The sequence below is a fragment of the Galbibacter mesophilus genome (assembly GCF_023721415.1).
Classification (GTDB): domain Bacteria; phylum Bacteroidota; class Bacteroidia; order Flavobacteriales; family Flavobacteriaceae; genus Galbibacter; species Galbibacter mesophilus.
Genome location: NZ_JAMQVC010000001.1, coordinates 1,267,405 through 1,293,568, shown reverse-complemented (window position 1 = coordinate 1,293,568; position 26,164 = coordinate 1,267,405). Strand labels below are relative to the sequence as shown.

Sequence of the window (26,164 nt, the reverse complement as noted above, 5' to 3'; positions counted from 1 at the left end):
TTCCTTTTAAGACTTTAAAATTCAACTAGTTCGTTAATCTTCATCTCTACAAACCCAAATCCTTAGCAAACGGCAAAGCATCAATAGCTCCAAATTGGGTGGTGGTGTGTGCTCCCGCCTTGTTGGCAATTGCTACCATTTCTTTTAGTTTATTAAAATCAAGCAGTGTTTCATCTAACCTATTTTCTTTCGATAATAAATACAAAAAACAACCCACAAAGGCATCGCCGGCACCCGTGGTATCAACAGCATTTACCGGGACACTTTCAATAATTGCATTCTTTTCTTGGGTGCTGAGAAAAGTACCTTTACTACCCATCGTTACCGCAATTACCTTGACACCTTCAGCATGCAGTTTATGACAGGCATCAATAAGGTTGTCTTTTTCTGAAATGAGAAATGCTTCCTCTTCACTGAATTTGGCAAAATCAGCTTTCTGAATAAAAGGTTTGCATTTTTCCACAAAAACAGCTGTTTTTCCTTTCCAAAGATCCACTCTATAGTTGGGATCAAAGCTAACAAAGGCATTTTTCGCAACAACTTCTTCCAAATACTTTTCGTAGGTTTTTTCTAAACTTCCACCCAAAAAAGAAGTGGCCGCCCCAAAATGAACAATCGCATTGGCAAATTGATCTTTTAGGTTTCGGTCGTACTCCAATTCTTTATCCGCTCCCCTACTGAAAACAAAATCCCTCTCTCCGTTTTCCGCCAAGGAAACAAATGCCAAAGTGGTAAATGTATTTGTTTGCTGCAAATATTTTGTTCCCACTTTATTTTGCTGAAGGGTATGCGTTAAAAAACTTCCGAAGGCATCTTTTCCAACGCTGCCAACAAACTCACTTTCCCCACCCAATTTAGCCACGGCTGAAGCAACATTAGCTGGTGCTCCACCCGCCTTTTTGGTAAATTGAAGCGCTTTTGCCAAATCTGCTCCTTGGTTTTCTCCCACAAAATCAATTAACAGCTCCCCAATGCAGTACACTTTTCTCATCTTTTCTTATTTATTTTTTTAAATTGGTCAAGTGGAATGCCTTTTGCACTTATTATGTAAATATATTATTTACGACTGGACATTTCATATAAAGATACTTTAAAAAAAGTGATTTCATGGCAAACAGAACATTGGTTATAGGCGATATCCACGGAGCTTTTAGAGCGCTGGAACAAGTATTGGAGCGAGCTGAAGTAACCGAAAATGACAAACTAATTTTTTTAGGCGATTATGTTGACGGATGGAGCGAGGCGCCGCAGGTTATAAATAAATTGATAGAACTTAGAAGCACCAACGAATGCGTTTTTATAAAAGGGAATCACGATGTGTTGTTTTTGGAGTGGTTATTAAAACCAGTAGATAACGATATGTGGCTATTCCACGGCGGAAAAGCAACGGTTGAAGCCTACGAAAAACTGGGCAGGGCCGAAATTGATATTCATAAAAAATTCTTGGAGTCGTTGGATAATTATCACTTGGATAAGAACAACCGTTTGTTTGTTCATGCCGGTTTCACCAATTTACATGGGGTTGAAAGGGAATATTTCCCTGAAATGCTGTATTGGGACCGGTCGTTATGGGAAATGTTATTGGCAATGGATAAGAATTTAACCGAAGACGATGACAACTACCCTCAACGTCTAAGACATTACCACGAAATTTACATTGGTCACACACCAACCATACGAATAGGTGAAACCACACCCGTTAACTTAGATCGTGTTTGGAATATGGACACAGGAGCCGCCTATAAGAGTCCGCTTACGATAATGGACATTGACACCAAAGAGTATTGGCAGAGTGATAATGCAAATGAATTGTACCCCGATGAAAAGGGTAGAAATTAAGAGACGTAAAGCCAACAAACCGCAATGCGCCTTCGGCTTTTGAGGTTTGGGAGACGTTTCAGAAAAAAGATCCTGACGCTGAAGGTCAAGGTTAACCTGCCTACCCGCGAAGCAGGAAGGTTCAACCAGCAAACCGCAATGCGCCTGCGGCTTTTGAGGTTTGAGTTTCATTAAAAAAATCGCCTTCACAATAGTTCATGAAGGCGATTTCAAGATTCAGCTGGTTAGCTCTTTCCTCAATAATTGAGATTTATAATTTAGATTACTTTCAACAAGGTTTCGTGCGATAGTTATTTTCCGCCCTTCAATTCGTCTTGCCAGGCTTTTAGTTTTACCCACTTTCCTTCATACGCCAATTTTGCCTGCTCCGGCCATGTTTCTGGTCGGTGAATATCGAAAGCTTTCCCACCTGATTTTAAAACTTCATAGCATTTTTCTACGCTGCAATCCGAGAGTTCTTTCCACGTTGTTACGCCTTTTGCATGAAACAAAACTTCAATTTTAGGTCCTATTCCTTCCACAATTTTTAAGTCGTCTTGCTTTATCTTTTTACCAAATGCAGACTTTGCCATGGCAGCATCAAAAGGAATTAAATGGGTAGTAACCACATCTTTTCTCGCAAGTTTTGCCCTACAATCGGCTAAATCTGCATCTAGTTTATCGTATTTCTTTTGCCAAGATTGAATAGCTTCCGAATTATCTCCGCTAGATAATTTTCCCAATAAATACCCCAAAATTGCACATATAACACCTACAATTAATGGAATGATTAAACACCAATTCATATATAAATTTTTAGTTGATTCGTTCTATTTTATGGTAATTACCGTTCTTCTGTTCTTAGCCCTTCCTTCCGTAGTATTGTTATCCGCAACAGGTTCCTGCTCTCCTTTGGAGATGGTTTCAATGCTAGTTTCGGGAATCCCATTTCTAACCAAATATGATTTTATAAATTCTGCCCTGCCTTTGCCCAAAGCCATGTTGTTTTCCGTGCTTCCCGTACTGTCTGTATGACCGTAAATCACTACCGAAATATCGTCTACTTTATCCATAGCGCGTACTATATCCAAATATTTGGCTCGCTGTTCATCGGTAAGGGTTATCGTACTTTTACCTGTTTCAAAATATAGCACGATGGGCTCCTCTTTAATACGGGCGATAACTGCTTCGGCATTTTTAAAATTGGAATCTTCGGTTATTAAAAACGCTACCGGCCCCACATAAATACTGTCGTTTACAACAAGGTCTTCTTTGATTTCCCCATACGTATTTATCTTTTTGGATGAAATCCCCATTGCAATCAAATGGTTTTTGACGGAGTTTGCCCGAGCCAATCCCAGATTTGGAAAAGCAGAATTGTTTCTTTCATTGGCAGCATAAAATCCAGTAACATCGATAAATTTTTGCTCGTTGGGAGAAATGTAATCGTTTAACTTCTCAATACCTTCGTCTACCCCATTTTCCAAAGGCCTCAAAATAATAAAATCCGATTCGTGAAAGTTGAAATTATCATTGGTTCTATAAGAGAATGTACCTGTACTATCTTCAATTATTAAAGGATTTACTGGTAATGTCTTTTCCACTACCGTCCTTTCAACTACAACCTCTTCAGCAATAGCATCACAACACAAAATCCAATTGAAAAAAGAGCCAATAAGAATAGTAATTATTATGGCTACGAGATAGACAGATTTCATAAATTAGAAGATTGGTTAGCAGTATGTTACCTATCAAATTTAACAAAAAAATCAAATCTTAACACCGTCTTCTGAAAAAACTTTGCGCATCACAGTATAAAACGCTCTCAAAGGACAATAAAACGGGCAATTTTTCGTAATTTTATAGTTCTACCAACTAGCTTAATGACGCTCAACTTGACAAAACTGATTAGTTTTGAAAGAGTTGGATGTTTTAATTCAACAATGTTGAATATTGCAAATGCTAAAATTTAGGCAAAGTATTCGTAATTAGATTAAAGAAATACGATATTTACACCGTTAAAAAACCAGAACTATATGTCCTTACATAATATTAGACTTGAAGTTATGAAAACTATCGAGAAAAGGGTAGACTCTTTTCTTGAGGAATATTTAATTCCAGTTGATAAAATTTGGCAACCCACTGATTTCCTACCAGATTCCCAAAGCGACAACTTTTTTGAAGAAGTAAGAAAAATTAGAGGCGAAGCGAAAGAATTGGGCTACGACTTTTGGGTAGTACTTGTTGGGGATACCATTACGGAAGAAGCCTTGCCTACCTACGAATCATGGTTAATGGATGTGGAAGGCGTAGACCAACATGCCAGAAACGGATGGTCTAAATGGGTGCGCCATTGGACTGCTGAAGAGAACCGACATGGTGATGTGCTGAACAAATACTTATACCTCGCCGGAAGGGTAAACATGAAAGAAATAGAAAAAACCACCCAGCATATGATTGCTGATGGTTTTGATATTGGTACAGGAAGAGACCCTTATAAAAACTTTGTTTATACCTCTTTTCAAGAGTTGGCTACCAATATTTCCCACAAACGTGTTGGGCAATTGGCCAAAAAGAATGGCAACCCAATGTTAGCCAAAATGTGCAACATTATTGCGGGAGACGAAATGCGTCACCACTTGGCGTACCGGGAGTTTGTAAAAGTTATTTTCGAACACGACCCAAGTGAAATGATGATTGCCTTTGCGGATATGATGAAGCGTAAAATTGTTATGCCGGCTCAATTTATCCGTGAGTCTGGAGACCATATCGGAAGCGCTTTTGAGAATTTCTCCAATGCGGCGCAACGTCTAGGTGTTTATACCACCTTTGATTATATAAATATTTTAGACAAGTTAAATGCGTATTGGGAAATTGATAAAGTTCGTGAACTTAACGATAAAGCAGAGAAGGCAAGGGAATACTTAATGAAACTCCCAGACCGACTAAAAAGAATCTCCGAACGTATGGCGGTGCCACAAGACCAACATACATTTAAATGGGTTGAAGCTAATGGGGTTTTATAGTTTAAAAATCCAATGAAATAATATAAAAATGTCCTGCCGAATTTCAGCAGGACATTTTATTTATACCATTATTTTACAAGTCGAATTTTATTCCTTGTGCCAACGGAAGTTCTGTAGTATAATTTATAGTGTTTGTCTGACGTCTCATATAAATTTTCCAAGCATCAGAACCACTTTCACGACCTCCACCGGTTTCTTTTTCTCCACCAAAAGCGCCACCAATTTCAGCGCCGCTGGTTCCAATATTCACATTGGCAATTCCGCAGTCGGATCCTTGGTGTGATAAAAATCTTTCCGCTTCCCGAAGATTGTTTGTCATAATAGCCGAAGACAATCCTTGTACCACTCCGTTCTGTAATTCAATAGCATTCTCAACATCTCCTTTGTATTTCATAAGATACAATACAGGAGCAAAGGTTTCGTGCTGTACAATGTCATAATGGTTTTCTGCTTCGGCTATGGCAGGTTTAACATAACAGCCGCTTTCGTAGCCTTCTCCTTCCAGCACTCCGCCTTCAACTAAAATAGTACCGCCTGCTTCTTTCACCTTTTCAAGTGCGTTTAAGTAATTATTTACCGCATCTTTATCGATTAGCGGACCAACATGATTGTTTTCATCTAAAGGATTACCAATTTGGAGCTGTTTGTATGCATCTACCAATGCGTTTTTCACTTGCTCGTACATAGATTCATGAACAATAAGTCGTCTTGTAGAAGTACAACGTTGTCCGCAGGTTCCCACGGCACCAAATACAGCGCCAATAACTGTCATTTTAATATCAGCATCTGGAGTAACTATAATGGCATTATTTCCACCCAACTCCAATAACGACTTACCCAAACGAGCCGCTACAGCTTGTGCTACAATTTTTCCCATTCTAATGGAACCCGTAGCAGAGATTAACGGAACGCGCTTATCGTTGGTTAGCAACTCCCCCACTTTGTAATCTCCCGTGATTAAACAGGAGATACCTTCGGGCATATTGCTTTCTTCCAGTACTTCTGCGATTAGTTTTTGACAAGCCACCGAAATTAAAGGTGTTTTTTCGGAAGGTTTCCAAACACATACATCGCCGCAAACCCAAGCCAAAGCAGTATTCCAAGACCAAACGGCTACGGGAAAATTAAAAGCAGAAATGACACCCACTATTCCCAATGGATGATATTGTTCGTACATTCTATGCCCCGGTCTTTCGGAGTGCATCGTTAAACCATGAAGTTGACGTGAAAGTCCAACAGCGAAGTCGCAAATATCTATCATCTCCTGTACTTCGCCGAGCCCCTCTTGATATGATTTTCCCATTTCATAAGAAACCAATTTGCCAAGCGGCTCTTTGTATTTTCGTAATTTTTCAGAAAACTGTCTAACAATTTCCCCGCGCTGCGGTGCTGGTATTTGCCGCCACTCTTTAAAGGCAGCTGTTGCCGTTTCCATTACTTTTTCGTAATCAGATTCGGTGGTTTGGGTAACTCGCCCTATCTCTTGTCCATCTACAGGAGATATGGATACCAACTCACTTCCGGAAGCAAACCAGTTTTTACCTGTTGAGCTTCCTAAATTATTCTCTGATAATCCTAATATGCTTAAAGTTTCGCCTATAGCAGAATCTTTGGTACTTATTGTCATATTTATAACTTTTTAAAGTGTTTTTGTTTGATTAATAACGAAAATACAAATTATTGATGAAAACCTTCCTTCAATTTACAATTTATCAAATGATAATTAATGTCATCAATATTAGCTTAAAATTCAAGAAGTGATTTCAGGAAAAAATTTAACAAGTATCCCTTTGGAAGTACGACACTAAAATTTACTTTTGCACTCTATTTATAAAAAATCTAAATAAAAATAATAATGCGATTTCTATTCGGCTTAGTTTTTCTCGCTTCGGGTATCCTTACTGCCCAAGATTTCACACTTCAAGGAACAGTGAAAGATCAAGACAACAATCCAATTCCTTTTGTTAATGTTATGGCCAAAGGTACCTCCATAGGTACTACTTCCGACGAAAAAGGAAAATACATTTTACATTTTACCGAATCAGGGAGTTATACGCTTACTTTTTCCGCTATCGGATTTAAATCCGTAGAGAAGAATGTATCGCTGGAGAATAGCAACGGAATAAAGCTGGATGTTACGCTTGAAGAATATTTGGAACAGTTAAATGAAATAGTAATCACCTCCAACCGTACGCGGGAGACTTTAGATGAAGTTCCTTCTTCGGTTTCTGTGCTTACTTCAAGACAAGTTGAAAATTTATCCCAAACTAGTAATTCTGTTGCCGACATTCTTACTGAAATTCCCGGAATTTCTCTAAGTACTAACCAAACGAGCAACACAGGGCAAACGCTTCGCGGAAGGAACATGCTGGTGTTAATTGATGGGATTCCGCAGTCCACTCCACTTAGAAGCGGTGGGCGTGACATAAATACCATAGACCCCAGCACAATTGAACGTATTGAAGTAATTAAAGGGGCAACAGCCATTTATGGAAACGGTGCTGATGGTGGTATTGTAAATTACATTACCAAAAAAACCGCCGAATCCAAGCCTTTTGAGAGCACTACTACTGTAGGGAGCACAGGTTCTTTAGTCGCTATAGACAACACGGTGGGCGCCAATATAAGTCAGACATTTTCTGGTAAAGTTAACAAGCTTGGTTATGTAGCCAACGGTACTTTTCGCCAAACTGGTGTTTTTAAAGACGCCAATGGAGTTGTAATGTCTCCTTTTTACGGATTAGGTGAAACTTCTCAATATAGCTTGTTTGGGAAGTTCAATTATGAAATTTCCGATAAGCAGAACATCGAACTGATGTACAACTATTTCAGTAGCAACCAAGACACTCAATATGTAGCTGAACTTGGAGAGTACGGGGAAACTCCTACAATCGGTGTTCTCGGAGAAGACCCAGGAGAAGATCAAGGTAACCGTTACAACCACAATATTCAGCTTACCTACGACTATGCCGGTATTTTTGGAAAAACTGATCTACGCACCAATCTTTACTACCAAGACTTTAAAACCGTTTATGGTTTCTCAGATTTTTTCTTTGATCCAAATCTAGGTTTCGATGGCGGACAATCTTCTATTCTTTCAACTAAAAAAGGAGCCCGTTTCAATTTAAAAACTCCGTATTCCTTTGGCAACGTTAACGGATACGTGTTATATGGTTTAGATGTTTTAAATGACAAAACTTCCCAGGAATTAGTAGATGGGCGCCTGTGGGTACCAGAAATGGACATGACCAATTTAGCTCCCTATGCCCAGTTTAAAACTATGTATAGTGACTTTGTTTTTAAAGCGGGAATACGATTTGAAAATATAAAAATTGATGTGCCAGACTACACAACCATTACAACCTATAATGAAGGGGAAACAACACCCAATGGCGGAGGCGTAGCCGTGGACGGTGGTCAGTTAGACTACAATGCAACTGTATTTAATGTTGGTTTACGTTACAACAAATGGAGCGTTTTTAAACCTTTTGTAAGCTTTTCACAAAGTTTTTCTATTGCTGATTTAGGAAGAACCCTTCGTTCTGCTACCCAAAACACGGTAAGTGAAATCAATTCTGAAGCGGTTATTGCCAATAATTACGAAATAGGTATTAATTCCCAACTTGGAAAAACAAGATTAAGCGGTGCTTATTTTATAAGTACTTCCGAGCTTGGGTCAACCTATCGCGAAACACCAAGCGGGGTATTTGAAATTGCTAGGCAACCCGAAAAAATATATGGTGTAGAATTAGCCCTTGATACCGAATTATTGGAAAACTTAAACTTCGGAACCTCATTTACCTATGTTGAAGGAAAACTAGACACTCAAGACAACGGAGATTATAGCACCTACATGAACGGAGATAGAATTCCACCAATAAAACTGGTGTCTTACCTTTCCTACCGATGGAAAAAACGCTTAGATACACGTTTATCCTACACCTATAGTGGAAACAGAAATAGATTTGACCCAAATGACAGCGGGGATTACAGTTATGGTCAAGGGCCAGTAGATAGTTTCAACGTTCTTAACCTTACTACAAATTACCAACTTACGCCAACAACAAATTTGGGAGTAGGTATAAGAAACCTTTTAAACGAAGATTATTACAATCTAATTTCGCAATGGGCGGGTCGCGACTCTAATTACATAAAGGCAAATGGAACCCAGTTCAATGTTTCCTTAACCGTAAAATTGTAAGTTTTAATTTTAAATGAAGAATCGCATCCTTCTAAAATATCATTCCTTTTTTGGCATTCTAGGAGGTGCTTTTCTTTTAGTGCTAGGCATTACGGGTACCATTTTGGTGTTTAACCAAGAAATCGATGCAGCAGAATTTAGCAAGTATGAAATCGAAAGCATCCCTTCTGAGCGGAACATCGATAAGACCCTAAATACCATTCAAAAAGAATATAAAGATTGGGACACCCGCTTAATAACCTTTGAACCTAACAAAACTCTTGTTTTTAATCTAAGAAGTCCGAACGCCAGAAAATATGTTTTTGTACACCCAAGTTCTGGCAAGATTATCAAAGAAATAGATGCCAATAGCACTATCACTAAATGGCTTCTTAAACTTCATTATTCCCTGCATGCCGGCGTTGTGGGACGATTTTTAATATTGTTTGCCGGAATCGCCTTTTTGCTTTCCATCATTACTGGTACTATTTTATACAGAAAGGTTTTTTGGAAAACCTTAGCGTTTAAGACCAAATTAAAATGGAGCAATAAAAAAAACCGCTATTCGGTTATCCATCGCTATGTTGGTGTTTGGGCATTACTTTTGAATAGTGTTATCGTAATTTCCGGAGTATTTTTGGCTTACAAAGTCGCCACAGCCGGTTTAAAAAGTCCTTCGGAAGCAAAGACCCCTCTAATAGAAACGTCTACTGAAAAACTGTTGGCAGAGATAAAAAATGATTATCCTGATTATAAACCGACTTACTTGCGCTTTCCCACTTCAGAAAAAGGAAAAATAGTTGTTTACGGAATTTTTAAAAATGACCCTTTCTACTTTAGTGAATTTTACAATAAAATAGAAGCAGACTACAAGACAGGAAAAATAGTTACATCCGTTAAAATTGCTGAAGCTTCCATAGGTACAAAACTGGAAAGCATGATCACTCCAATGCATTTCGGTCAATTTGGCGGCTTGCCCATTAAAATTTTATACGCGCTGGTGGGACTCTCGGGACCTTTCTTATCGGTTACGGGTTTTATAATTTGGCTTAAAAGAAAATAGAATTCCAATAATTAATCCTCTTCATCAGCAATAAAACGCTTATCAACAGGCATTACAGTTCCGCAGTTATTACAGGTACGAAGCTCTTTGCTTTCGTAAAAATGCTTAAAATGTTTTAGGAAGTCTTTTTCAATATCATTCAAAGGAAAATAAACCTCATACAACTTATTATTGCAATTATCACAAAACCAAAGTAATCCGTCTTTTCCGTCTAAATCTGCTCGTTTTCTTTCTACAACCAAACCAATAGAGCCTTCTTTTCTAACCGGACTATGAGGCACTTTTGCCGGATGCAAATACATATCCCCGGGACCCAATTCCATGGTTTTCTTTTCACCATTTTCTTGAATATGAACTTCTATATTGCCTTCCAACTGATAAAATAGCTCTTCTGTTTCGTTATAGTGATAGTCTTTTCTAGCATTCGGCCCTGCAACAATCATCACAATGTAATCATCAGCCTCTTTGTAAAGATTTTTGTTTCCTACTGGTGGTTTTAAAAACGCACGGTTTTCATCTATCCACTTCTGTAAATTAAAAGGTTTTGCTATAGCCATTTCAGAAATAATTAAGTACTCTAAAAGTAAGTAACTTCCATTGAAAGGAGAAGCATTTCACTGAATTTGATCAATCGTGATATAAAATATTTATTCTGAAGGCGCCCGGTAGAAGAGCTGAGTGAAATAGAGAACACCATTTTTATCACCCGCAACGCTAATCGCTGTATGGGTAAAGTCTCCTTTGATGTTTTTTAAATGTCCTGCACTTGAAATCCAACCAGCCACAGCTTCTTTCCCGGTTGGATAATTCATCGCTATATTTTCTGCTACAGAAACAGCATCGGTTACGTTGGCTAAAGAAGTAGCTCTTTCGTTAAAATTATTGTGTTTCATATGTCCACTCGAAATCATATATCGCGTTTGTTCTTCAGCAAAAGGATAAGCTAAATTGCTATATTCCAACGGAGTTAATTTTTCCTGAATACGATAGTCGTTCACCAACAAATATACCTCCTGCTCGATACTTTTAACTGTATTCCGCAGCTGTGCTTCGTCTATAAAGCTTTCTTCTTGAAGTTCTTCATTTGAACATGAAAGCAAAAATGCAATTGCAAATAAAAAGGAAATCATTATTCTAAATTTTCTCATTATAAATGTCGTTTAAAAACGTACATGTGTGAGAAATGGGACCCCAAAAGTATTTTACATCTTTAAATAAAGAGCGGGTATGAGTTGGGTAAGAATTGGGAATAGTTTACTTTAGTGTATCGCTACTTTAAACATAACTCTTTTTTATGAAAAAAATTGCATACATCTTGCTTAGCTTACTGATTTTTAGCGCTTGCGAAGAAAAAAAATCGACTGAAACCATTGAAAAATCTACAGAAAAGCCTCAAAAACCAAACGAAAATAATTTTGGTATTGTACTTCACGGTGGTGCTGGAACTATATTAAAAGAAAACATGAGCGACTCGCTCGAAGCTGCCTACAAAGCAAAACTTACCGAAGCCATACAAACAGGATATGCAATTCTAGAAAAAGGGGGTACAAGTCTAGACGCTATTGAAAAAACAATCAATGTTTTAGAAGACTCTCCACTTTTTAACGCGGGTAAAGGTGCTGTTTTTACCAATGATGGGAAAAATGAATTGGATGCCTCCATTATGGATGGAAAAACATTAAATGCAGGAGCCGTTGCTGGAGTTACAACTGTAAAAAATCCTATAAACTTGGCAAGAGCGGTAATGGAAAAATCAGAGCATGTCATGTTCGCCCGCGATGGAGCCGAACAATTTGCTAAAGAGCAAGGCATTGAAATGGTGGATTCATCCTATTTTTTTACTGAAAACCGTATGAAATCATTGAAAAGAGCTCAGAAAAGAGAAAAAGTAGAACTGGATCATGATGATAAAACTGCTTTTTACGACCCATACATTAAAGACGATAAATTCGGAACTGTGGGTTGTGCTGCTTTAGATAAACATGGGAATCTTGCCGCAGGAACTTCCACAGGAGGAATGACCAATAAAAAATGGGGGCGTGTTGGCGATGCGCCAATAATTGGAGCTGGGACGTATGCCAATAACGCAACCTGTGCTGTTTCTTCCACTGGATGGGGAGAATATTTTATACGCGGCGTAATTGCTTATGATATTTCCGCCATGATGGAATATGGAAATAAATCTCTGCAGGAATCGGCGCGAAAAGTGATTCAGGAAAAATTACCGAAAATGGGTGGAAACGGTGGTATAATTGCCATAGATCATAAAGGAAATGTAGCAATGGAATTTAACACTGCGGGAATGTACAGAGCTTCCATGAATGGTGATGGAGAACTTTATATTGGTATTTATGCAAATAATTAGTTCTTTTGTAAAGAATATAGTTTACATAAAGAATGATAAGAAAGGAAGAACAAAGTACCAAACCTCAACAGAATCCAACATCACCTAAATTAGAAATAATAGAAAAGGAGCTAAAACAACTATCAAAATTGTACAGAGAAGCAGCCAAATTAGAAAACTATACGATTGCTTGTCTGTTTGTACTCATTGTTGGCATTGTTCTTTACAACCTTATTTTTGCAGGAAAAGAATACCCAATGGATACTTATTCCCTGATTAGAAATGGAGTGGTTATTTTCGTTGGGGCTGTGAGCATTTCCCTTTTTACAATGGTTTTCTTTGGGTTTAGAAAAAAGTTTAAATTGAGAAAGCTAATTAAAGAAATAGCGATAAAACACAATGAAAACTTCGAAAATCTCTTGAAAGCATTTAGTGCATATTTTAAAGCACACTACGGTGGCTACGGAATTTAATCTTAATAATGTCATGTCCATAAAAAATATATTTATCTGCCTTTTAGCCATTGTAACTTTAGGTTGTAAAAACAAACAGGAGGAAGCCAAAGAGTACCAAGAAAACCTGCACAAATTCCGACCGTATGTTTCCGATGTTTCGGCAGGTATTGTTTCAGCAAAATCGGATGTTCGAGTTGTTTTAAGAAACCCTTCTTCTACTTTGGAAGAAAATGAAATTTTAGAGGACGGACTTTTTTCAGTTTCCCCGCATACCGAAGGGAAAGTGGTGGCACTAAACAATCAAACAGTTGCTTTTATTCCCGAAAACGGTTTTCAGCAAGACAAAGAATACACGTTTACTTTAGACTTAGACCGACTCATCGACGATTTGCCTTCAGAATTTCATGAGTTTGCATTTAAAATAAAAACGATTAAGCAAGAGTTTAATGTAACCACAGGAAACTTGCAGTCCTATTCCAAAGATTGGCAATATTTAGAAGGTAGTTTCCGCAGCAGCGATGTCGTTTCTTTAGAGAACGCTAAAGGAGTTGTGAGCGCTTATCAAAATGGAAAAACACTTTCCATAAAGTTTGACGAATTAACTTCCGAAGGAACACAAATTCCATTTACAATAGATAGTATACAACGGTTTGATGAAGATTCTGAAATTGAGATTCAATGGGACGGAAAATCCATGGATATTAATGAAAAAGGTGACGCGAAAATTAAGATTCGAGGTAAAAACAATTTTTCCGTTGTAGATGTTATCTCATTTCAAGGTGAAAATCAATATTTGGAAATCAATTTTTCCGATCCATTAAATAAATCCCAAAACCTCGATGGACTTATTACTTTAAAAGGTGCGGAGGAACTAAAATTTATTATCGACGGAAACGTATTAAAAGCCTATCCAAACCAAAAAATAAAAGGGGTTAGTCAGCTCACTATTTTTCAAGGCGTGCAAAGTGTTGATGGTTATAAGCTGAAGAATATTTTTTCTGAAAACATCGCTTTTGAACAGTTAAAGCCTCAAGTGCGTTTATTAAGTAGCGGGACTATTTTGCCATCTTCAAACAACCTTAAAATCAATTTTGAAGCGGTTAACTTAAAAGCCGTTGACGTTACGGTTATTAAAATTTATGAAAACAACATCCTTCAGTATTTACAAAATGAAGACATCAACGGAACCGGCAACTTAAGATCCGTAGCCAGACCTGTAGCTAAAAAGGCGATAGAACTGCAAAGTAACCTTACCAAAAACACAGGGAATTGGCATGCTTATGCGGTAGATTTAAGGGAACTTATTACGCCAGACCCCGGTGCTATTTATCGTGTGGAGTTTTCCTTCGGAAGAAAATACAGCTCCTATTCTTGTGATAATTATACCAATACAGAAGCTTTTGAACTAAACGATTACAGTAATTTTAAAAATGATGTTGCTACTTCTGAAGAATGGTCACCAACAACCCAAAACACCTATTGGGACAACGATTATTACCAAGATTACAATTGGAACGAAAGAGAAAATCCCTGTAGCAATTCTTACTACTACAACAAAACCGTAAAAACTAATATAATTGCCAGCGATATTGGCTTAACCGTTAAAAAAGGAAAAAACGAAAGCTATTTTATTAGCGTCAACAATTTAATTACAACAGACCCGCTTGCCGGTACAAAAGTTACTTTTTACAATTACCAACAACAACCTATTGGCGACTTAATTACAGAAGCTTCGGGCACCGACATTTTTGATGCTCCCGCTCCTGTATATTTTGTTATCGCAGAAAGAAACAATCAAAAAACCTACCTCAAACTAAACGACGGAAATTCACTATCGGTAAGTAAGTTTGACGTCGCTGGAAGAGAACTGCAAAAAGGAATTAAAGGCTTTATTTACGGCGAAAGAGGAGTTTGGCGGCCAGGAGATTCAATTTTTCTAAACTTTATTCTGAATGATAAAAGCAGTAAAATTCCGGACACCCACCCTATAAAGTTTGAGTTAACCGATCCTTATGGGAAAGTGGTCGATAAGAAAATTCAAAATACCAGCGTTGGTGGCTTTTACAATTTCAATACCGTAACAGATATTACTGCACCCACAGGGAAATGGACCGCCAAAATTAAAGTCGGCGGAGCTACATTTTCAAAACAATTAAATATTGAAACCATTAAACCCAACCGCTTAAAAATTAAAGTTGATTTTAATGAGGATCTTCTTTCTTCCAACAAACCCATTAAAGGGAATCTAAGCGTTAATTGGTTGCACGGAGCTGTTGCCAGGAATATGAAAACGGATGTTAAAGCAATGTTTTCAGCAACGAAAACAAGCTTCGATAACTTCTCCAATTATGTTTTCGATGACCCAACCCGCAGATTTTCCGTGGAAGATCAAACCGTTTTTGACGGCAAAATAAACAGCGAAGGAAAAGCTTCTTTCAGCTTACAACCTCAACTTGAAAACAAGGCACCGGGAATGCTAAAAGCTTCTTTTGTAACAAAAGTCTATGAAAACGGTGGCGATTTTAGCACGGATGTTTTTTCTAAAACGTATTCTCCGTATAACACCTATGTTGGTTTAAGAGTTCCTGATGGGGACGCGGCGAGAAACATGCTTCTTACTGACGAAAAGCACACTTTTGAAATAGCCACAGTAGACGAAAATGGAAAACCAAAGTCTGTAAACAATTTAAAAGTCTCCATCTACAAAATAGATTGGCGATGGTGGTGGGACACCTCTGCAGATAACCTATCAACGTTTAATGCCGATAATTATCAGCAAGAGGTTTTCTCTAAAAAAATACGAACAGAAAACAACGGGAAAGCTACTTTTAAATTTGAATTGAAATATCCGGAGTGGGGACGGTATTTGGTGCGTGTAGAAGACCCTGAAAGTGGACACGCCACCGGACAAACGGTTTATTTCGATTGGCCAGGTTGGGCTGGAAAATCTAAAAACCAAGACCCTGAAGCGGCAACAATGCTTGTTTTTTCTTCTGATAAGGAAGATTATCAAGTAGGAGAAAATGCCATTGTAACCTTTCCTTCCAGTGAAGGCGGCAGAGCTTTGGTAACGATTGAAAACGGAAATGAAGTAATTAATTCAATGTGGGTCATTCCACAAAAAGACGAAACTAAATTTGAGCTTCCCATAGAAGACCTGTACGCTCCAAATGTGTACATTCATATTTCGTTGCTGCAACCTCACGCTTCCACTCTAAATGATGCACCGATACGCATGTATGGTGTTATTCCTATCTCGGTAACCAATCCGAAAACCATTTTAGAACCAACCATTAGCATGCCCAGTACTTTAAGACCTGAAGAAAAATACAGAGTGAAAGTGGATGAAAAAAATGGAAAGGCAATGACATATACGCTTGCCGTTGTAGATGAAGGATTATTGGATTTAACAAGGTTTAAAACCCCGAATCCTTGGGATGACTTTTTTGCGCGCGAAGCACTAGGTGTAAAAACCTGGGATATCTATGATGATGTTATTGGGGCTTTTGGCGGACAAGTAGACCAAGTATTTAGTATTGGTGGTGATGGCATGGCCGCGGGCGCAAAAAACAAAAAAGCCAACCGTTTTAAACCAATGGTTCGCTACTACGGTCCGTTTGAATTAGCTGAAAACAGTAGCAAAACTCATATAATTGATGTCCCAAAATATATCGGTGCCGTTCGAACGATGGTTATTGCTGGAAATGTAGCTGAAAACGCATATGGAGTTGCAGAAAAATCAACTCCCGTTAAAAAACCGGTAATGGTTTTGGCATCAGCGCCGCGTAAGCTTACTTCCAAAGAGACGGTTACTCTTCCAGTAACGGTTTTTGCAATGGAAAAAAACATTAAAAATGTAACGGTTTCCCTTTCGGAAGACAATGCTTTTACCATTCTTGGAGAAAAAACCAAGGTGATTTCATTTAGCGAACCGGATGAAAAAATGGTTTATTTTGATATTCAAGTGAATGATATTACTGGAATTGGACAAATTAAGGTGAATGCAACTTCCGGTAAAGAAAAAGCTTCCTATGAAATTGAAATGGACGTAGTAAATCCGAATCCGTATTCAACCATCGCTCAAGAAATTATTTTAGAACCCAATGCTACTCAGGAAATTGCCTTTGAAACTTTCGGTATAAAAGGCAGCAACAGTGCTCAAATAGAATTCTCCACTTTACCGCCAATGAACTTTTCCGGTAGATTGGAATATTTAATTAGGTATCCGCATGGTTGCGTGGAACAAACCACTTCAGCAGCCTTTCCCCAATTATTCCTAACGGATATTTTTGACCTTACTTTTGATAAAAAGAAGAAAATACAGCAAAATATTGAAAAAGCAATCGACCGACTTGAAAACTTTCAATTACCCAATGGAGGGTTTTCCTATTGGTTAGGGCAAAGTCAACCAAGCGATTGGGGAACTTCCTTTGCAGGGCATTTCTTATTGGAAGCAGAAAAGAAAGGATATGTGCTGCCTATCAGTTTCAAATCGAAATGGGTTCGCTACCAACAGCAAATGGCGAAACAATGGCGGTACACGAACTATAACTCTGATTTATCACAAGCTTACCGACTGTTTACATTAGCATTATCGGGAAATGCCGATGTTCCTTCAATGAATCGTTTACGGGAAACTTCCAGTATTTCCAACGAAGCTAAACACCGATTGGCAGCTGCCTATGCGCTCATTGGACAGAAAGAAGCTGCCGAAGTAGTTTTTAATTCAGCAAATATCAATTTTGCCCCAGTGGAATACGATTATTACACTTTTGGGTCTACGAAAAGAAACAGAGCCATGGCTTTGGAAACACTTATTCTTTTGAAAAATAAAGAAAAGGCTCAAGATTTGGCACAAATGATTGCAAAAGACCTTTCTTCAAAAGAATATATGAGTACACAAACAACCGCTTACGGCTTGTTGGCAATGGCTAAATTCGCTTCCTTTATCGGAGGGAAAGGCATACAGTTAACTTATTCAATTAATGGAGCTACAAAAAACATTGACAGTGAAAAAACACTTGCCAATAGAAGTCTTCCAATAAAAGGAACCTCTAATAGTATTCAGGTAAAAAACAAAAGAGATAATACCGTTTTTATACGTGTTTTAACCAGTGGCAAACTTCCGGTTGGCGAAGAAAAAACAGAAACAAGAAATTTAAAAGCGCTTATTTCTTACAAAGGATATGACGGCAAACCAATGGATATTTCCACTCTTACGCAGGGCACTAATTTTATTGCTGAAGTCACTATTACCAATGCAAAAGCGGAGGCTATTAAAAACGTAGCGCTTACCGAAATATTCCCCAGCGGATGGGAAATTATAAATACACGATTTACTGACGTTGGAGCGTTTGAAGAAAATCCAGCCAACTATACCGATTTACGGGATGACCGTGCCAATTTCTATTTTGATATACAGGAAAACGAAAGCAAAACGTTTAGAGTGCTATTAAATGCATCCTATTTGGGGAACTATTATTTGCCCGGGATACAGGCGGAAGCTATGTATGACGATGATTTTATGGTGAGAACGAAAGGCAAATGGGTAAAAGTGGTTCAGTAAAAAATAGGAAACAAAGAAAAGGCCCTTTTCGAACTAAAAGGCGGCGGATTTTAATCATTGCTGCCGTTCTTTTACTTGTTGGGTATTATTTTTCGCTTCCGAAGCCATTGTTTGACAGTCCGTTTTCCACCGTAATCCTTGATAAAAAGGGACAATTGCTTGGTGCGCAAATTGCAAAGGATGAGCAGTGGCGTTTTCCTTCCAGCGACAGTCTTCCAGAGAAATTCAAGAAAAGTATAATCGCTTTTGAAGACGGTTATTTCTATCAGCATCCGGGGTTTAATCCGGTTTCTATACTCAAAGCTTTTTCAGAAAATATTGAGGCGGGAGAGATAATTCGGGGTGGAAGTACGCTTACCCAACAGGTAATCCGTCTCTCAAGAGCGGGTAAAAACCGGACCTATTTTGAGAAATTGATAGAAATTATTCTGGCTACCCGACTGGAATTTCGCCATACCAAAGATGAAATTTTACAATTGTATGCTACACATGCCCCTTTTGGAGGGAATGTGGTAGGTTTGGAAGTAGCATCTTGGCGCTATTTTGGCATTCCTTCCCACCAGCTTTCTTGGGCAGAGACCGCCACCCTGGCTGTTTTGCCCAATGCTCCTTCCCTTATTTATCCAGGGAAAAACAAAGCGCGTCTATTACAAAAAAGAAACCGATTACTTAAAAAGTTAGTTGACACAAAAGATATAGATTCGCTTACGTACCGTCTGGCCATAACAGAACCTTTGCCCGAAAAGCCATTCCCCCTTCCGCAGCACGCAACGCATTTATTGCAATTGGTTAAAAACAAAGAAGAGGGAAAAATTACAACAACAAGCGTAAGTCTCGAATTACAACAACGAACCAACATCATCGTAAAAAGGCATTATGACAATCTTAGGCAAAATAACGTTTTTAATGCGGGTGTTTTGGTAATGGATATTGAAACTAGAAAACTATTGGCGTACGTTGGGAATACTCCTACCACTAAAAAGCATCAAAAAGATGTAGATGTTATTCAGGCACCGAGAAGTACGGGGAGTACGTTAAAACCTTTTCTTTATGCTGCTATGTTAGATAGCGGCGAACTGCTTCCCAATAGCTTGGTAGCCGATGTTCCAACAAAAATTGGAGGCTATCAACCCGAAAATTTTGAGAAAGAATATACAGGTGCGGTTCCTGCACATACCGCTTTGGCACGCTCTTTAAATGTTCCCGCCGTGCGATTGCTGCAGGATTACGGACTACAAAAATTTAGGACACAACTAAAATACTTTCAGCAAAAAAATATAGATAAATCGGCTAACTATTATGGGCTCTCCCTTATTTTGGGAGGCGCGGAAAGCAGCTTGTGGGACCTAAGCAAAGCGTATGCCGGTATGGCCGGTACGGTTAATCATTTTACTGAAACTTCCAGTGAATACTTTTCAAAAGAATTTAGAGAACCCACCTTTTATGAGTCAGAAATTGTTGACTTCGGAAAGAAAACCGCTGAAAAAACGGTATTTGATGCCGGAAGCTTTTTCTTAACCCTTGAAGCTTTAAAAGAGGTAAACAGACCAGGAGAAGAAGCTTGGCGTTTTTTTGATTCAGCTGAAGAAATAGCTTGGAAAACAGGCACCAGTTACGGCAACCGCGATGCATGGGCTATTGGAGTGACCAAAAAATACCTTGTCGGGGTTTGGGTTGGCAATGCCGATGGGGAAGGACGCCCCAACCTTACGGGAGTAAGCAGCGCCGCCCCTATTTTATTCGATGTTTTTAATCTTCTTCCAAAAAGAGATTGGTTTAATACACCTTTTGATGCCTTAACGGAAGTAACTGTATGTAAAACTAGTGGGTATTTGGCCTCCCCTATTTGCCCATCCACAGAAATGCAGGTTCCCCTTGCAGGAAAAAACTTTGATGTTTGTCCGTTTCACCAATTGTTTCACCTAGACGATAAGAAGCAGTATCGTGTAAATGGTGATTGCTACTCTTTGGAAGAAATGAAAACGGAAGCTTGGTTTAAACTTCCGCCTTTAATGGAGTTTTACTTCAAAAATAATAATGCGGATTATAAAACGCTCCCCCCTATGCTCGCTGGTTGCGATGGAGAACCTAAAGAGATAATGGACTTTATTTACCCGAAAAATGGGAATAAAATAGTGCTCACCAAGAATTTTAAAGGTGAAACAGGCGAGCTGATATGCAAAATTGCCCATGCCAGTGCCAATTCGGTTGTGTTTTGGTATCTGGATGACACTTACCTAGGAAAGACCAAAAACTTTCATGAAGTCGCCATACTCCCTTCGGTTGGAACACATACGCTGACTGCCATTGATGAAGAGGGCAATGAAAAGACCATTTTTATTGAAGTTGAAAAAACTACCTAGGCTTATAAAAATAAAACAGCGATTTATGGCCTCCAACCCATCATTACAGAACTTAGAAAGGTTAGCTTATAAAGTGCAATAACCAGAATATTGAGTGCAACGAGGAAAATATAAAGTACAACAGCAAGAATATACAGTCCAATTGACATAATATATAGTGCAACTACAAGAATATAGAGTGCAACGGGAAGAATATATAGTGCAATCCCGATAATATAAAGTACAACTGCAAGAATATACAGTGCAATCGTTAAAATATACAGTCCAACTACGAGAATATAAAACCTTGTTGAAAGAATATAAAGTTCCATCGGAAGAATATATAGTTCCCTGACAAGAATATAGATTTCCCTAACAAGAATATACTTTTCCCTGACAAGGATATAAAGTCCCATCAAAATAATATATAGCTCCCTGACAAGAATATACTTTTCCATGGAAAGAATATAGATTGCCCTGACAAGAATATAGATTTCCCTAACAAGAATATACTTTTCCCTGACCGGAATATTTATCTATACGCTTTGAACGACGACTTGCCGAGTAAGAACTAGCATCCTACAAGGTCTTTTTGGAAACCCTACAGAAGGGAGCATCAGATTTTTAGAAAGGAAAGGGAAAGCTTCAGTTAAAATTGTATCTTCCCAAATAGAAACTTCAGTATATAATGTATGGAAATTTTATTATTTACAAATACCATCATCATAATTCTTGCTTTGATTGGAACACAAAAAGGTGTTAATAAAACGGTCAAAACAATATTAGTCATAATTGCTATGCTTGCAACTATTGGGGTGGCAGGATATTTTTTGGGAAAAGCGATTTTCTATATCACTAATTGACCATAAAATGATGAAATTGTTTTCTTACCTTATATAGAGTTTGTTGTAATATTATTTTAATTCTATTTCTTTTATATTATCAAATATGAACTGGGGTACCTCCAAGATTTTTTTCGCCTTACAGATATTTTAAAACTTTCAAAAACCTACAGAGTTTTGAAAAACCTACAGGAGCGAGCATCAGATTTTTAGAAAGGAAAGGGAAAGCTTCAGTTAAAATTGTATCTTCCGAAGTAGAAACTTCAGCTAATGGAACTTAAAGAATTTTCTAACCTCAACAGACCTGAAATTACTTCAGCATTAAAAAAAACGGAGTATGACTTGGTGGTGATTGGCGGCGGTATTACCGGTGCGGGGATTTTATTGGATGCCGCTTCCCGCGGCTTAAAAGTTGCCCTGGTAGAAAAAGGAGATTTTGCCTCGGGCACCAGCAGTAAATCCACCAAACTTATTCATGGCGGACTGCGGTATTTAAAGCAATTTGATTTCGGCCTGGTAAAAGAAGTGGGCACTGAACGGGCGATTGTACACAACTTGGCTCCGCATTTAGTACTTCCGGAGAAAATGTTGCTGCCGCTTATTGAAAAAGGTTCTTATGGGAAATGGCTTACCTCCATTGGGTTAAAAATTTACGACCTTTTGGCGCAGGTAGATGGCGAAGACCAACGGAAAATGTTGGACAAAGAAGAGACGTTGGCATTGGAACCACTACTGCCGGAAAAAATTTTAAAAGGCGCTGGATATTATGCGGAATACAGAACCGACGACGCCCGACTTACATTGGAAAACATAAAAACAGCCTTAAACTACGAAGCTACTGCGCTTAATTACATCAAGGCGACCAATTTTTTATATGAAAATGGACTGGTAAAAGGCGTAAAAGTGGAAGATATACTGAGTCGTGAAAGCTACACCATTAAAGCCAAATATATTATTAACGCTACTGGGCCTTGGGTGGATGATATTAGAACGGTAAACAAGAGTAAAAACGGACATAATTTGTTTCTTACCAAAGGGGTTCATTTGGTGTTTGCCCATGAGAAAATTCCGGTACGGCAATCGGTTTACTTCGATGCTCCAGATGGGAGAATGATATTTGCCATTCCGAGGGGTAAAATCACCTATGTGGGAACTACCGACACCCCTTATCCGGATGATAAAAATGACGTGTATACCAATCCTACCGATGCTTTTTACCTTATTAAAGCAGTAAACTATATGTTCCCGACGCTTAACCTAACGCTCAACGATATTCAGTCTTCTTGGGCGGGGTTACGACCATTGATTCACGAAGAAGGAAAATCGGCTACCGAACTATCTAGAAAAGACGAAATTTTTGAATCTGAAAGCGGACTATTAAGCATTGCCGGTGGAAAACTGACGGGTTACCGCAAAATGGCGGAGCGTGTGTTAGATAGAGCTGTAAAGAAGTTAAATACAAAAGAAAATCTAACGTTTGGTAATAGTAAAACCCATGAGATTCCGCTTTGTGGTGGCCCTTGGGAAAGTTTTGCTGAAGTAAAAGCGTATTCTGACCAAATATTCACATCTCTTGATAGTGATGGATTTACAAAACGCGACGCTTGGTATTTAACCACAACCTACGGAAAACAAATGGATATCATTTTAGACCTCTTCAACCATTTTGAAGATGACGACGCTATGGCAAGATTACTAAAAGCAGAATTCCATTTTACAATAAAATACGAACTGCTTCAGAATCCGCTTGACTTTTTTATCAGACGGACAGGACGTATGTATTTTGATATAGATAGCGTAAAAAAATACTCACCCATGATTGTAAAAGAATACCAAACCGTCTTTCAGTTAAAAGAAGAGGACTATTCCTTTTGGATGCAACGCATTTTAGAGGAAATTGGCAGGCATGGGGTGGTGGAACAATCCTCCTAATCCAACTTCTCTGTAAGTTTTAAAAATGTTTTTTTAGGGTCTTTTCCTTCATATAAAACGGCATTAACCGCGTCGATAATAGGCGTTTTGGATTGGTCTTTTGTGCATTGGCTTCTAAGTAGAATGAGTCGGTATTATTGGTAGTGTCTATATCCTTTTGTTTAGTTTTCGTTTCTACCTGACACGATATAAGTATACAAAAACAAGCAAAAAAAATGAGGAATGAAAGTGGGTTGGTTTTCATTCCTCAAATGTAAGAATTATAAATGCATTTTCAGTTTACTGGATCGGGGTCGTCGGGGTCCCCTCCTGTATGGCCGTCTTCATCATTGGCTTGATGGTTGTATAGTGCCTCTGTTTCTGACACATCTTCCGTAGAACAAGAAATAAAACCTGCGTTTATCGTAGCGAGCAATATCAAAAAGAATATTTTTTTCATTTTAATAGATTTAAAAAAGTTAAAAAGAAAATTTTGTTAATTTTTTATCAAATATAAATTTTTTTTACAATAAAAAACCACATAAATTGAAACCTTTAAAGAAGTAGTTAAAAGGACTTCATTACTCAAGAAACCTCGATAGAGGCAATCAAGGCATAAGAAGAATGGGAAAGAAAAATTCAACACTTTCTCTTTCCTTAAAAGTATACTGAAAAAAACTTGAAACATTTGGTAGGTTACTCCCTAATCCAACTTCTCTGTAAGTTTTAAAAATGTTTTTTTAGGGTCTTTTCCTTCATATAAAACGGCATTAACCGCGTCGATAATGGGCGTTTTGGATTTTCGTTTTTGTTTGGCTATCATCTTGGCAGCACTTTTAGTAGCGTAATATCCTTCAGCAACCATATTCATTTCCATCATGGCGCTTTTTACAGTATACCCTTTACCAATCATATTTCCAAACATTCTATTTCTACTGAAAATGGAATAACCCGTTACCAACAAATCCCCCAAATATGCAGAATCGTTTATGTTACGCTTCATCTTGTGAATACGCTTTATAAACCGTTTCATTTCACGAATAGCATTACTCATTAGCACCGACTGAAAATTATCTCCATATCCCAAACCGTGAGCAATTCCAGCAGCAATAGCATAAATGTTTTTAAGTACAGCCGCGTATTCTGTACCGATAATATCATCGCTTATCTTGGTTTTAATGTACGGACCGGCAAGTTTTTCAGCTAAAATAACCGCTTTTTCTTCATCGGAGGAGGCTACAGTGAGGTAGGAAAGTCGTTCAAGAGCCACCTCCTCGGCATGGCATGGCCCTGTAATAACACCTATTCTATCAAAAGGAACATCGTACAAATCGTGAAAGTGCTCCCCAACTATGAGTCCGCTTTCTGGAACAATCCCTTTAATAGCCGAGAAAACTACCTTTTTATCTAAAGAGGCTGTTAAACGGCTCAACTCGTCGTGCAAAAAAGCAGAAGGTATGGCGAATATTAAATAGTCGGCATACGTAACGATTTCATTGATATCGTTACTAAGTTTCAACTTTTCGGTATGAAACTCTACTGAACTCAAATAATTCGGGTTGTGTTGAGCGGTTAAAATATGGTCAATCGCAGCTTGGTTTCTCATGTACCAACCGATTTCATCTAAATTTTCACTCAGCATTTTCACCAATGCGGTTGCCCAACTTCCTCCTCCTAAAACTGCAACTTTTAAAGACTTTTCCATTCGTTTGTAGTTCATTTTGCAGGCCAAAAGTAACTAAATTTTAAATCAAGACCTTACCATTTGAATAACAGCATATTAATATAATAATTTGGTTTTTTTCTTCTGAAAAACCAGGTTTAACAATAGATTATGATTCTGAAAACAATGAGAACTGAAAACAGTGCGTTATAGTTATAGTTAAAATCAAGTTAGGTTAGTTGATTTTTTTGGTTGGTTATTTATAAAGGTCGTTGACTTATAGGGTTAGCGACCTTTTTTGATAAAGTATTTAAATACGCACTAAAACTCTCTACCAAACATTATCGTTACAATCTTTTTATAAAACTTTAACCCTCCCTCCTCATTGCTAAACTGCTATAATTTTCTTACCTTAAAAGGAAAATTAAATCAATAATTAAAAAAACAGAAACATGGGATTATTTTCATTTATTAAAGATGCCGGCGCTAAAATATTCGGCGGAAAGACATCAGCAGAGGAAGCAGCCGAAGCGGCAGCAGATAAACAAGCAGCCATAAAAGCGGCGAACGAAAAAGCAGCTGCTAGTTTAACGGAAACCATTCACGATTTAGGCCTGAAAGTGGAAGGATTGCAAATAGAAATTACTGGAGACACCGCCAAAGTAAGTGGTAAAGCATACGACCAAAGCACCAAAGAAAAAGTGGTATTGGTAGTTGGTAACAGTGCAGGTATTGCAGTAGTAGACGACCAAATGGAAGTGGAAAACAAAGAACCAGAAGCTCAGTTCCACACCGTTGTAAGTGGGGATACTTTAGGAAAGATTGCTAAGAAATTTTATGGAAACGCGATGAAATATCCTGTAATTTTTGAAGCAAACAAACCCATGCTTAAAGACCCAGATAAAATATATCCCGGACAAGTTCTGCGTATCCCGCATGCCGAAGAATAGTAAC

General features: G+C 38.1%; 20 protein-coding genes. 11 read left to right on the top strand and 9 right to left on the bottom strand.

The window, feature by feature from the left end; genetic code table 11:
* Positions 1-46: 46 nt before the first annotated feature.
* The gene (locus NDQ75_RS05590; protein WP_202028408.1) at positions 47-991 is read right to left on the bottom strand and encodes a carbohydrate kinase family protein; all 945 of its coding nucleotides are present in this window, start codon (positions 989-991) and stop codon (positions 47-49) included.
* 116 nt (positions 992-1,107) lie between these two features.
* Between NDQ75_RS05590 and NDQ75_RS05585 the strand changes: the two genes are divergently transcribed.
* The gene (locus tag NDQ75_RS05585) at positions 1,108-1,839 is read left to right on the top strand and encodes a metallophosphoesterase (RefSeq protein ID WP_202028407.1); all 732 of its coding nucleotides are present in this window, start codon (positions 1,108-1,110) and stop codon (positions 1,837-1,839) included.
* A gap of 290 nt (positions 1,840-2,129) precedes the next feature.
* Here NDQ75_RS05585 and NDQ75_RS05580 read toward each other — a convergent pair whose 3' ends face one another.
* Together NDQ75_RS05580 and NDQ75_RS05575 are read right to left on the bottom strand one after the other, a co-directional pair.
* The gene (locus NDQ75_RS05580) at positions 2,130-2,624 is read right to left on the bottom strand and encodes a hypothetical protein (RefSeq protein WP_202028406.1); all 495 of its coding nucleotides are present in this window, start codon (positions 2,622-2,624) and stop codon (positions 2,130-2,132) included.
* A 24-nt stretch (positions 2,625-2,648) separates the two neighbouring features.
* The gene (locus tag NDQ75_RS05575; protein ID WP_202028405.1) at positions 2,649-3,536 is read right to left on the bottom strand and encodes an OmpA family protein; all 888 of its coding nucleotides are present in this window, start codon (positions 3,534-3,536) and stop codon (positions 2,649-2,651) included.
* A gap of 318 nt (positions 3,537-3,854) precedes the next feature.
* Here NDQ75_RS05575 and NDQ75_RS05570 point away from each other — a divergent pair, with 318 nt between their 5' ends.
* Complete coding sequence (locus tag NDQ75_RS05570) at positions 3,855-4,844, top strand: acyl-ACP desaturase (protein ID WP_202028404.1); 990 nt, start codon at positions 3,855-3,857, stop codon at positions 4,842-4,844.
* A gap of 73 nt (positions 4,845-4,917) precedes the next feature.
* Here the strand turns inward: NDQ75_RS05570 and amaB are convergent, their stop codons facing one another.
* Entirely contained in the window at positions 4,918-6,471 is a 1,554-nt protein-coding gene (gene amaB, locus NDQ75_RS05565) for an L-piperidine-6-carboxylate dehydrogenase (protein ID WP_202028403.1), read from the bottom strand.
* Between the two features lie 228 nt (positions 6,472-6,699).
* Here amaB and NDQ75_RS15910 point away from each other — a divergent pair, with 228 nt between their 5' ends.
* Together NDQ75_RS15910 and NDQ75_RS05550 are read left to right on the top strand one after the other, a co-directional pair.
* Entirely contained in the window at positions 6,700-9,045 is a 2,346-nt protein-coding gene (locus NDQ75_RS15910) for a TonB-dependent receptor (protein ID WP_202028402.1), read from the top strand.
* 13 nt (positions 9,046-9,058) lie between these two features.
* Positions 9,059-10,087, top strand: coding sequence for a PepSY-associated TM helix domain-containing protein (locus NDQ75_RS05550; protein WP_202028401.1), 1,029 nt, complete (start codon positions 9,059-9,061; stop codon positions 10,085-10,087).
* A gap of 11 nt (positions 10,088-10,098) precedes the next feature.
* Here NDQ75_RS05550 and NDQ75_RS05545 read toward each other — a convergent pair whose 3' ends face one another.
* Both NDQ75_RS05545 and NDQ75_RS05540 read right to left on the bottom strand, forming a co-directional pair.
* Complete coding sequence (locus tag NDQ75_RS05545; RefSeq protein WP_202028400.1) at positions 10,099-10,644, bottom strand: 3-hydroxyanthranilate 3,4-dioxygenase; 546 nt, start codon at positions 10,642-10,644, stop codon at positions 10,099-10,101.
* Positions 10,645-10,734: 90 nt separating this feature from the next.
* The gene (locus tag NDQ75_RS05540; protein WP_202028399.1) at positions 10,735-11,235 is read right to left on the bottom strand and encodes a CAP domain-containing protein; all 501 of its coding nucleotides are present in this window, start codon (positions 11,233-11,235) and stop codon (positions 10,735-10,737) included.
* Positions 11,236-11,381: 146 nt separating this feature from the next.
* Between NDQ75_RS05540 and NDQ75_RS05535 the strand changes: the two genes are divergently transcribed.
* Genes NDQ75_RS05535 through pbpC form a run of 4 tightly spaced genes read left to right on the top strand, consistent with a single transcriptional unit; the run spans position 11,382 to position 20,815 of the window.
* Complete coding sequence (locus NDQ75_RS05535; protein ID WP_202028398.1) at positions 11,382-12,452, top strand: isoaspartyl peptidase/L-asparaginase family protein; 1,071 nt, start codon at positions 11,382-11,384, stop codon at positions 12,450-12,452.
* A 32-nt stretch (positions 12,453-12,484) separates the two neighbouring features.
* A complete protein-coding gene (locus tag NDQ75_RS05530; RefSeq protein ID WP_202028397.1) occupies positions 12,485-12,904 on the top strand; it encodes a hypothetical protein in 420 nt (139 codons plus the stop codon).
* A gap of 13 nt (positions 12,905-12,917) precedes the next feature.
* Entirely contained in the window at positions 12,918-18,452 is a 5,535-nt protein-coding gene (locus tag NDQ75_RS05525) for an alpha-2-macroglobulin family protein (protein ID WP_202028396.1), read from the top strand.
* Positions 18,431-20,815, top strand: coding sequence for a penicillin-binding protein 1C (pbpC, locus tag NDQ75_RS05520; RefSeq protein ID WP_202028395.1), 2,385 nt, complete (start codon positions 18,431-18,433; stop codon positions 20,813-20,815). The genes NDQ75_RS05525 and pbpC overlap by 22 nt, the downstream gene beginning before the upstream one ends.
* Before the next feature lie 23 nt (positions 20,816-20,838).
* Here pbpC and NDQ75_RS05515 read toward each other — a convergent pair whose 3' ends face one another.
* Positions 20,839-21,252, bottom strand: coding sequence for a hypothetical protein (locus NDQ75_RS05515; RefSeq protein WP_202028394.1), 414 nt, complete (start codon positions 21,250-21,252; stop codon positions 20,839-20,841).
* Positions 21,253-21,486: 234 nt separating this feature from the next.
* Here NDQ75_RS05515 and NDQ75_RS05510 point away from each other — a divergent pair, with 234 nt between their 5' ends.
* Positions 21,487-21,657 (top strand): hypothetical protein, encoded by a 171-nt coding sequence (locus tag NDQ75_RS05510; protein WP_202028393.1) that lies wholly within the window; start codon positions 21,487-21,489, stop codon positions 21,655-21,657.
* 249 nt (positions 21,658-21,906) lie between these two features.
* The gene (locus NDQ75_RS05505) at positions 21,907-23,568 is read left to right on the top strand and encodes a glycerol-3-phosphate dehydrogenase/oxidase (RefSeq protein WP_202028392.1); all 1,662 of its coding nucleotides are present in this window, start codon (positions 21,907-21,909) and stop codon (positions 23,566-23,568) included.
* Between the two features lie 274 nt (positions 23,569-23,842).
* On the opposite strand, the gene NDQ75_RS05495 is transcribed toward NDQ75_RS05505, so the two are convergent.
* The gene (locus NDQ75_RS05495; protein WP_202028391.1) at positions 23,843-24,007 is read right to left on the bottom strand and encodes a hypothetical protein; all 165 of its coding nucleotides are present in this window, start codon (positions 24,005-24,007) and stop codon (positions 23,843-23,845) included.
* 243 nt (positions 24,008-24,250) lie between these two features.
* The gene (locus NDQ75_RS05490; protein ID WP_202028390.1) at positions 24,251-25,252 is read right to left on the bottom strand and encodes an NAD(P)H-dependent glycerol-3-phosphate dehydrogenase; all 1,002 of its coding nucleotides are present in this window, start codon (positions 25,250-25,252) and stop codon (positions 24,251-24,253) included.
* Between the two features lie 410 nt (positions 25,253-25,662).
* On the opposite strand from NDQ75_RS05490, the gene lysM reads away from it, so the two are divergent.
* Positions 25,663-26,160, top strand: a complete 498-nt coding sequence (gene lysM / locus NDQ75_RS05485) for a peptidoglycan-binding protein LysM (RefSeq protein ID WP_202028389.1) — start codon at positions 25,663-25,665, stop codon at positions 26,158-26,160.
* The last annotated feature ends 4 nt before the right edge of the window (positions 26,161-26,164 follow it).

What these genes read in the sequence shown, in the direction of transcription:
- NDQ75_RS05570 (WP_202028404.1), top strand. Translation starts at nt 3,855, where the DNA reads ATGTCCTTACATAATATTAGACTTGAAGTTATGAAAACTATCGAGAAA.
- NDQ75_RS05505 (WP_202028392.1), top strand. Translation starts at nt 21,907, where the DNA reads ATGGAACTTAAAGAATTTTCTAACCTCAACAGACCTGAAATTACTTCA.
- pbpC (WP_202028395.1), top strand. Translation starts at nt 18,431, where the DNA reads ATGGGTAAAAGTGGTTCAGTAAAAAATAGGAAACAAAGAAAAGGCCCT.
- NDQ75_RS05530 (WP_202028397.1), top strand. Translation starts at nt 12,485, where the DNA reads ATGATAAGAAAGGAAGAACAAAGTACCAAACCTCAACAGAATCCAACA.
- NDQ75_RS05535 (WP_202028398.1), top strand. Translation starts at nt 11,382, where the DNA reads ATGAAAAAAATTGCATACATCTTGCTTAGCTTACTGATTTTTAGCGCT.
- lysM (WP_202028389.1), top strand. Translation starts at nt 25,663, where the DNA reads ATGGGATTATTTTCATTTATTAAAGATGCCGGCGCTAAAATATTCGGC.
- NDQ75_RS05510 (WP_202028393.1), top strand. Translation starts at nt 21,487, where the DNA reads ATGGAAATTTTATTATTTACAAATACCATCATCATAATTCTTGCTTTG.
- amaB (WP_202028403.1), bottom strand. Translation starts at nt 6,471, where the DNA reads ATGACAATAAGTACCAAAGATTCTGCTATAGGCGAAACTTTAAGCATA.
- NDQ75_RS05550 (WP_202028401.1), top strand. Translation starts at nt 9,059, where the DNA reads ATGAAGAATCGCATCCTTCTAAAATATCATTCCTTTTTTGGCATTCTA.
- NDQ75_RS05545 (WP_202028400.1), bottom strand. Translation starts at nt 10,644, where the DNA reads ATGGCTATAGCAAAACCTTTTAATTTACAGAAGTGGATAGATGAAAAC.
- NDQ75_RS05525 (WP_202028396.1), top strand. Translation starts at nt 12,918, where the DNA reads ATGTCCATAAAAAATATATTTATCTGCCTTTTAGCCATTGTAACTTTA.
- NDQ75_RS05515 (WP_202028394.1), bottom strand. Translation starts at nt 21,252, where the DNA reads ATGGAAAAGTATATTCTTGTCAGGGAGCTATATATTATTTTGATGGGA.
- NDQ75_RS05585 (WP_202028407.1), top strand. Translation starts at nt 1,108, where the DNA reads ATGGCAAACAGAACATTGGTTATAGGCGATATCCACGGAGCTTTTAGA.
- NDQ75_RS05580 (WP_202028406.1), bottom strand. Translation starts at nt 2,624, where the DNA reads ATGAATTGGTGTTTAATCATTCCATTAATTGTAGGTGTTATATGTGCA.
- NDQ75_RS05590 (WP_202028408.1), bottom strand. Translation starts at nt 991, where the DNA reads ATGAGAAAAGTGTACTGCATTGGGGAGCTGTTAATTGATTTTGTGGGA.
- NDQ75_RS05540 (WP_202028399.1), bottom strand. Translation starts at nt 11,235, where the DNA reads ATGAGAAAATTTAGAATAATGATTTCCTTTTTATTTGCAATTGCATTT.
- NDQ75_RS15910 (WP_202028402.1), top strand. Translation starts at nt 6,700, where the DNA reads ATGCGATTTCTATTCGGCTTAGTTTTTCTCGCTTCGGGTATCCTTACT.
- NDQ75_RS05495 (WP_202028391.1), bottom strand. Translation starts at nt 24,007, where the DNA reads ATGAAAAAAATATTCTTTTTGATATTGCTCGCTACGATAAACGCAGGT.
- NDQ75_RS05490 (WP_202028390.1), bottom strand. Translation starts at nt 25,252, where the DNA reads ATGGAAAAGTCTTTAAAAGTTGCAGTTTTAGGAGGAGGAAGTTGGGCA.
- NDQ75_RS05575 (WP_202028405.1), bottom strand. Translation starts at nt 3,536, where the DNA reads ATGAAATCTGTCTATCTCGTAGCCATAATAATTACTATTCTTATTGGC.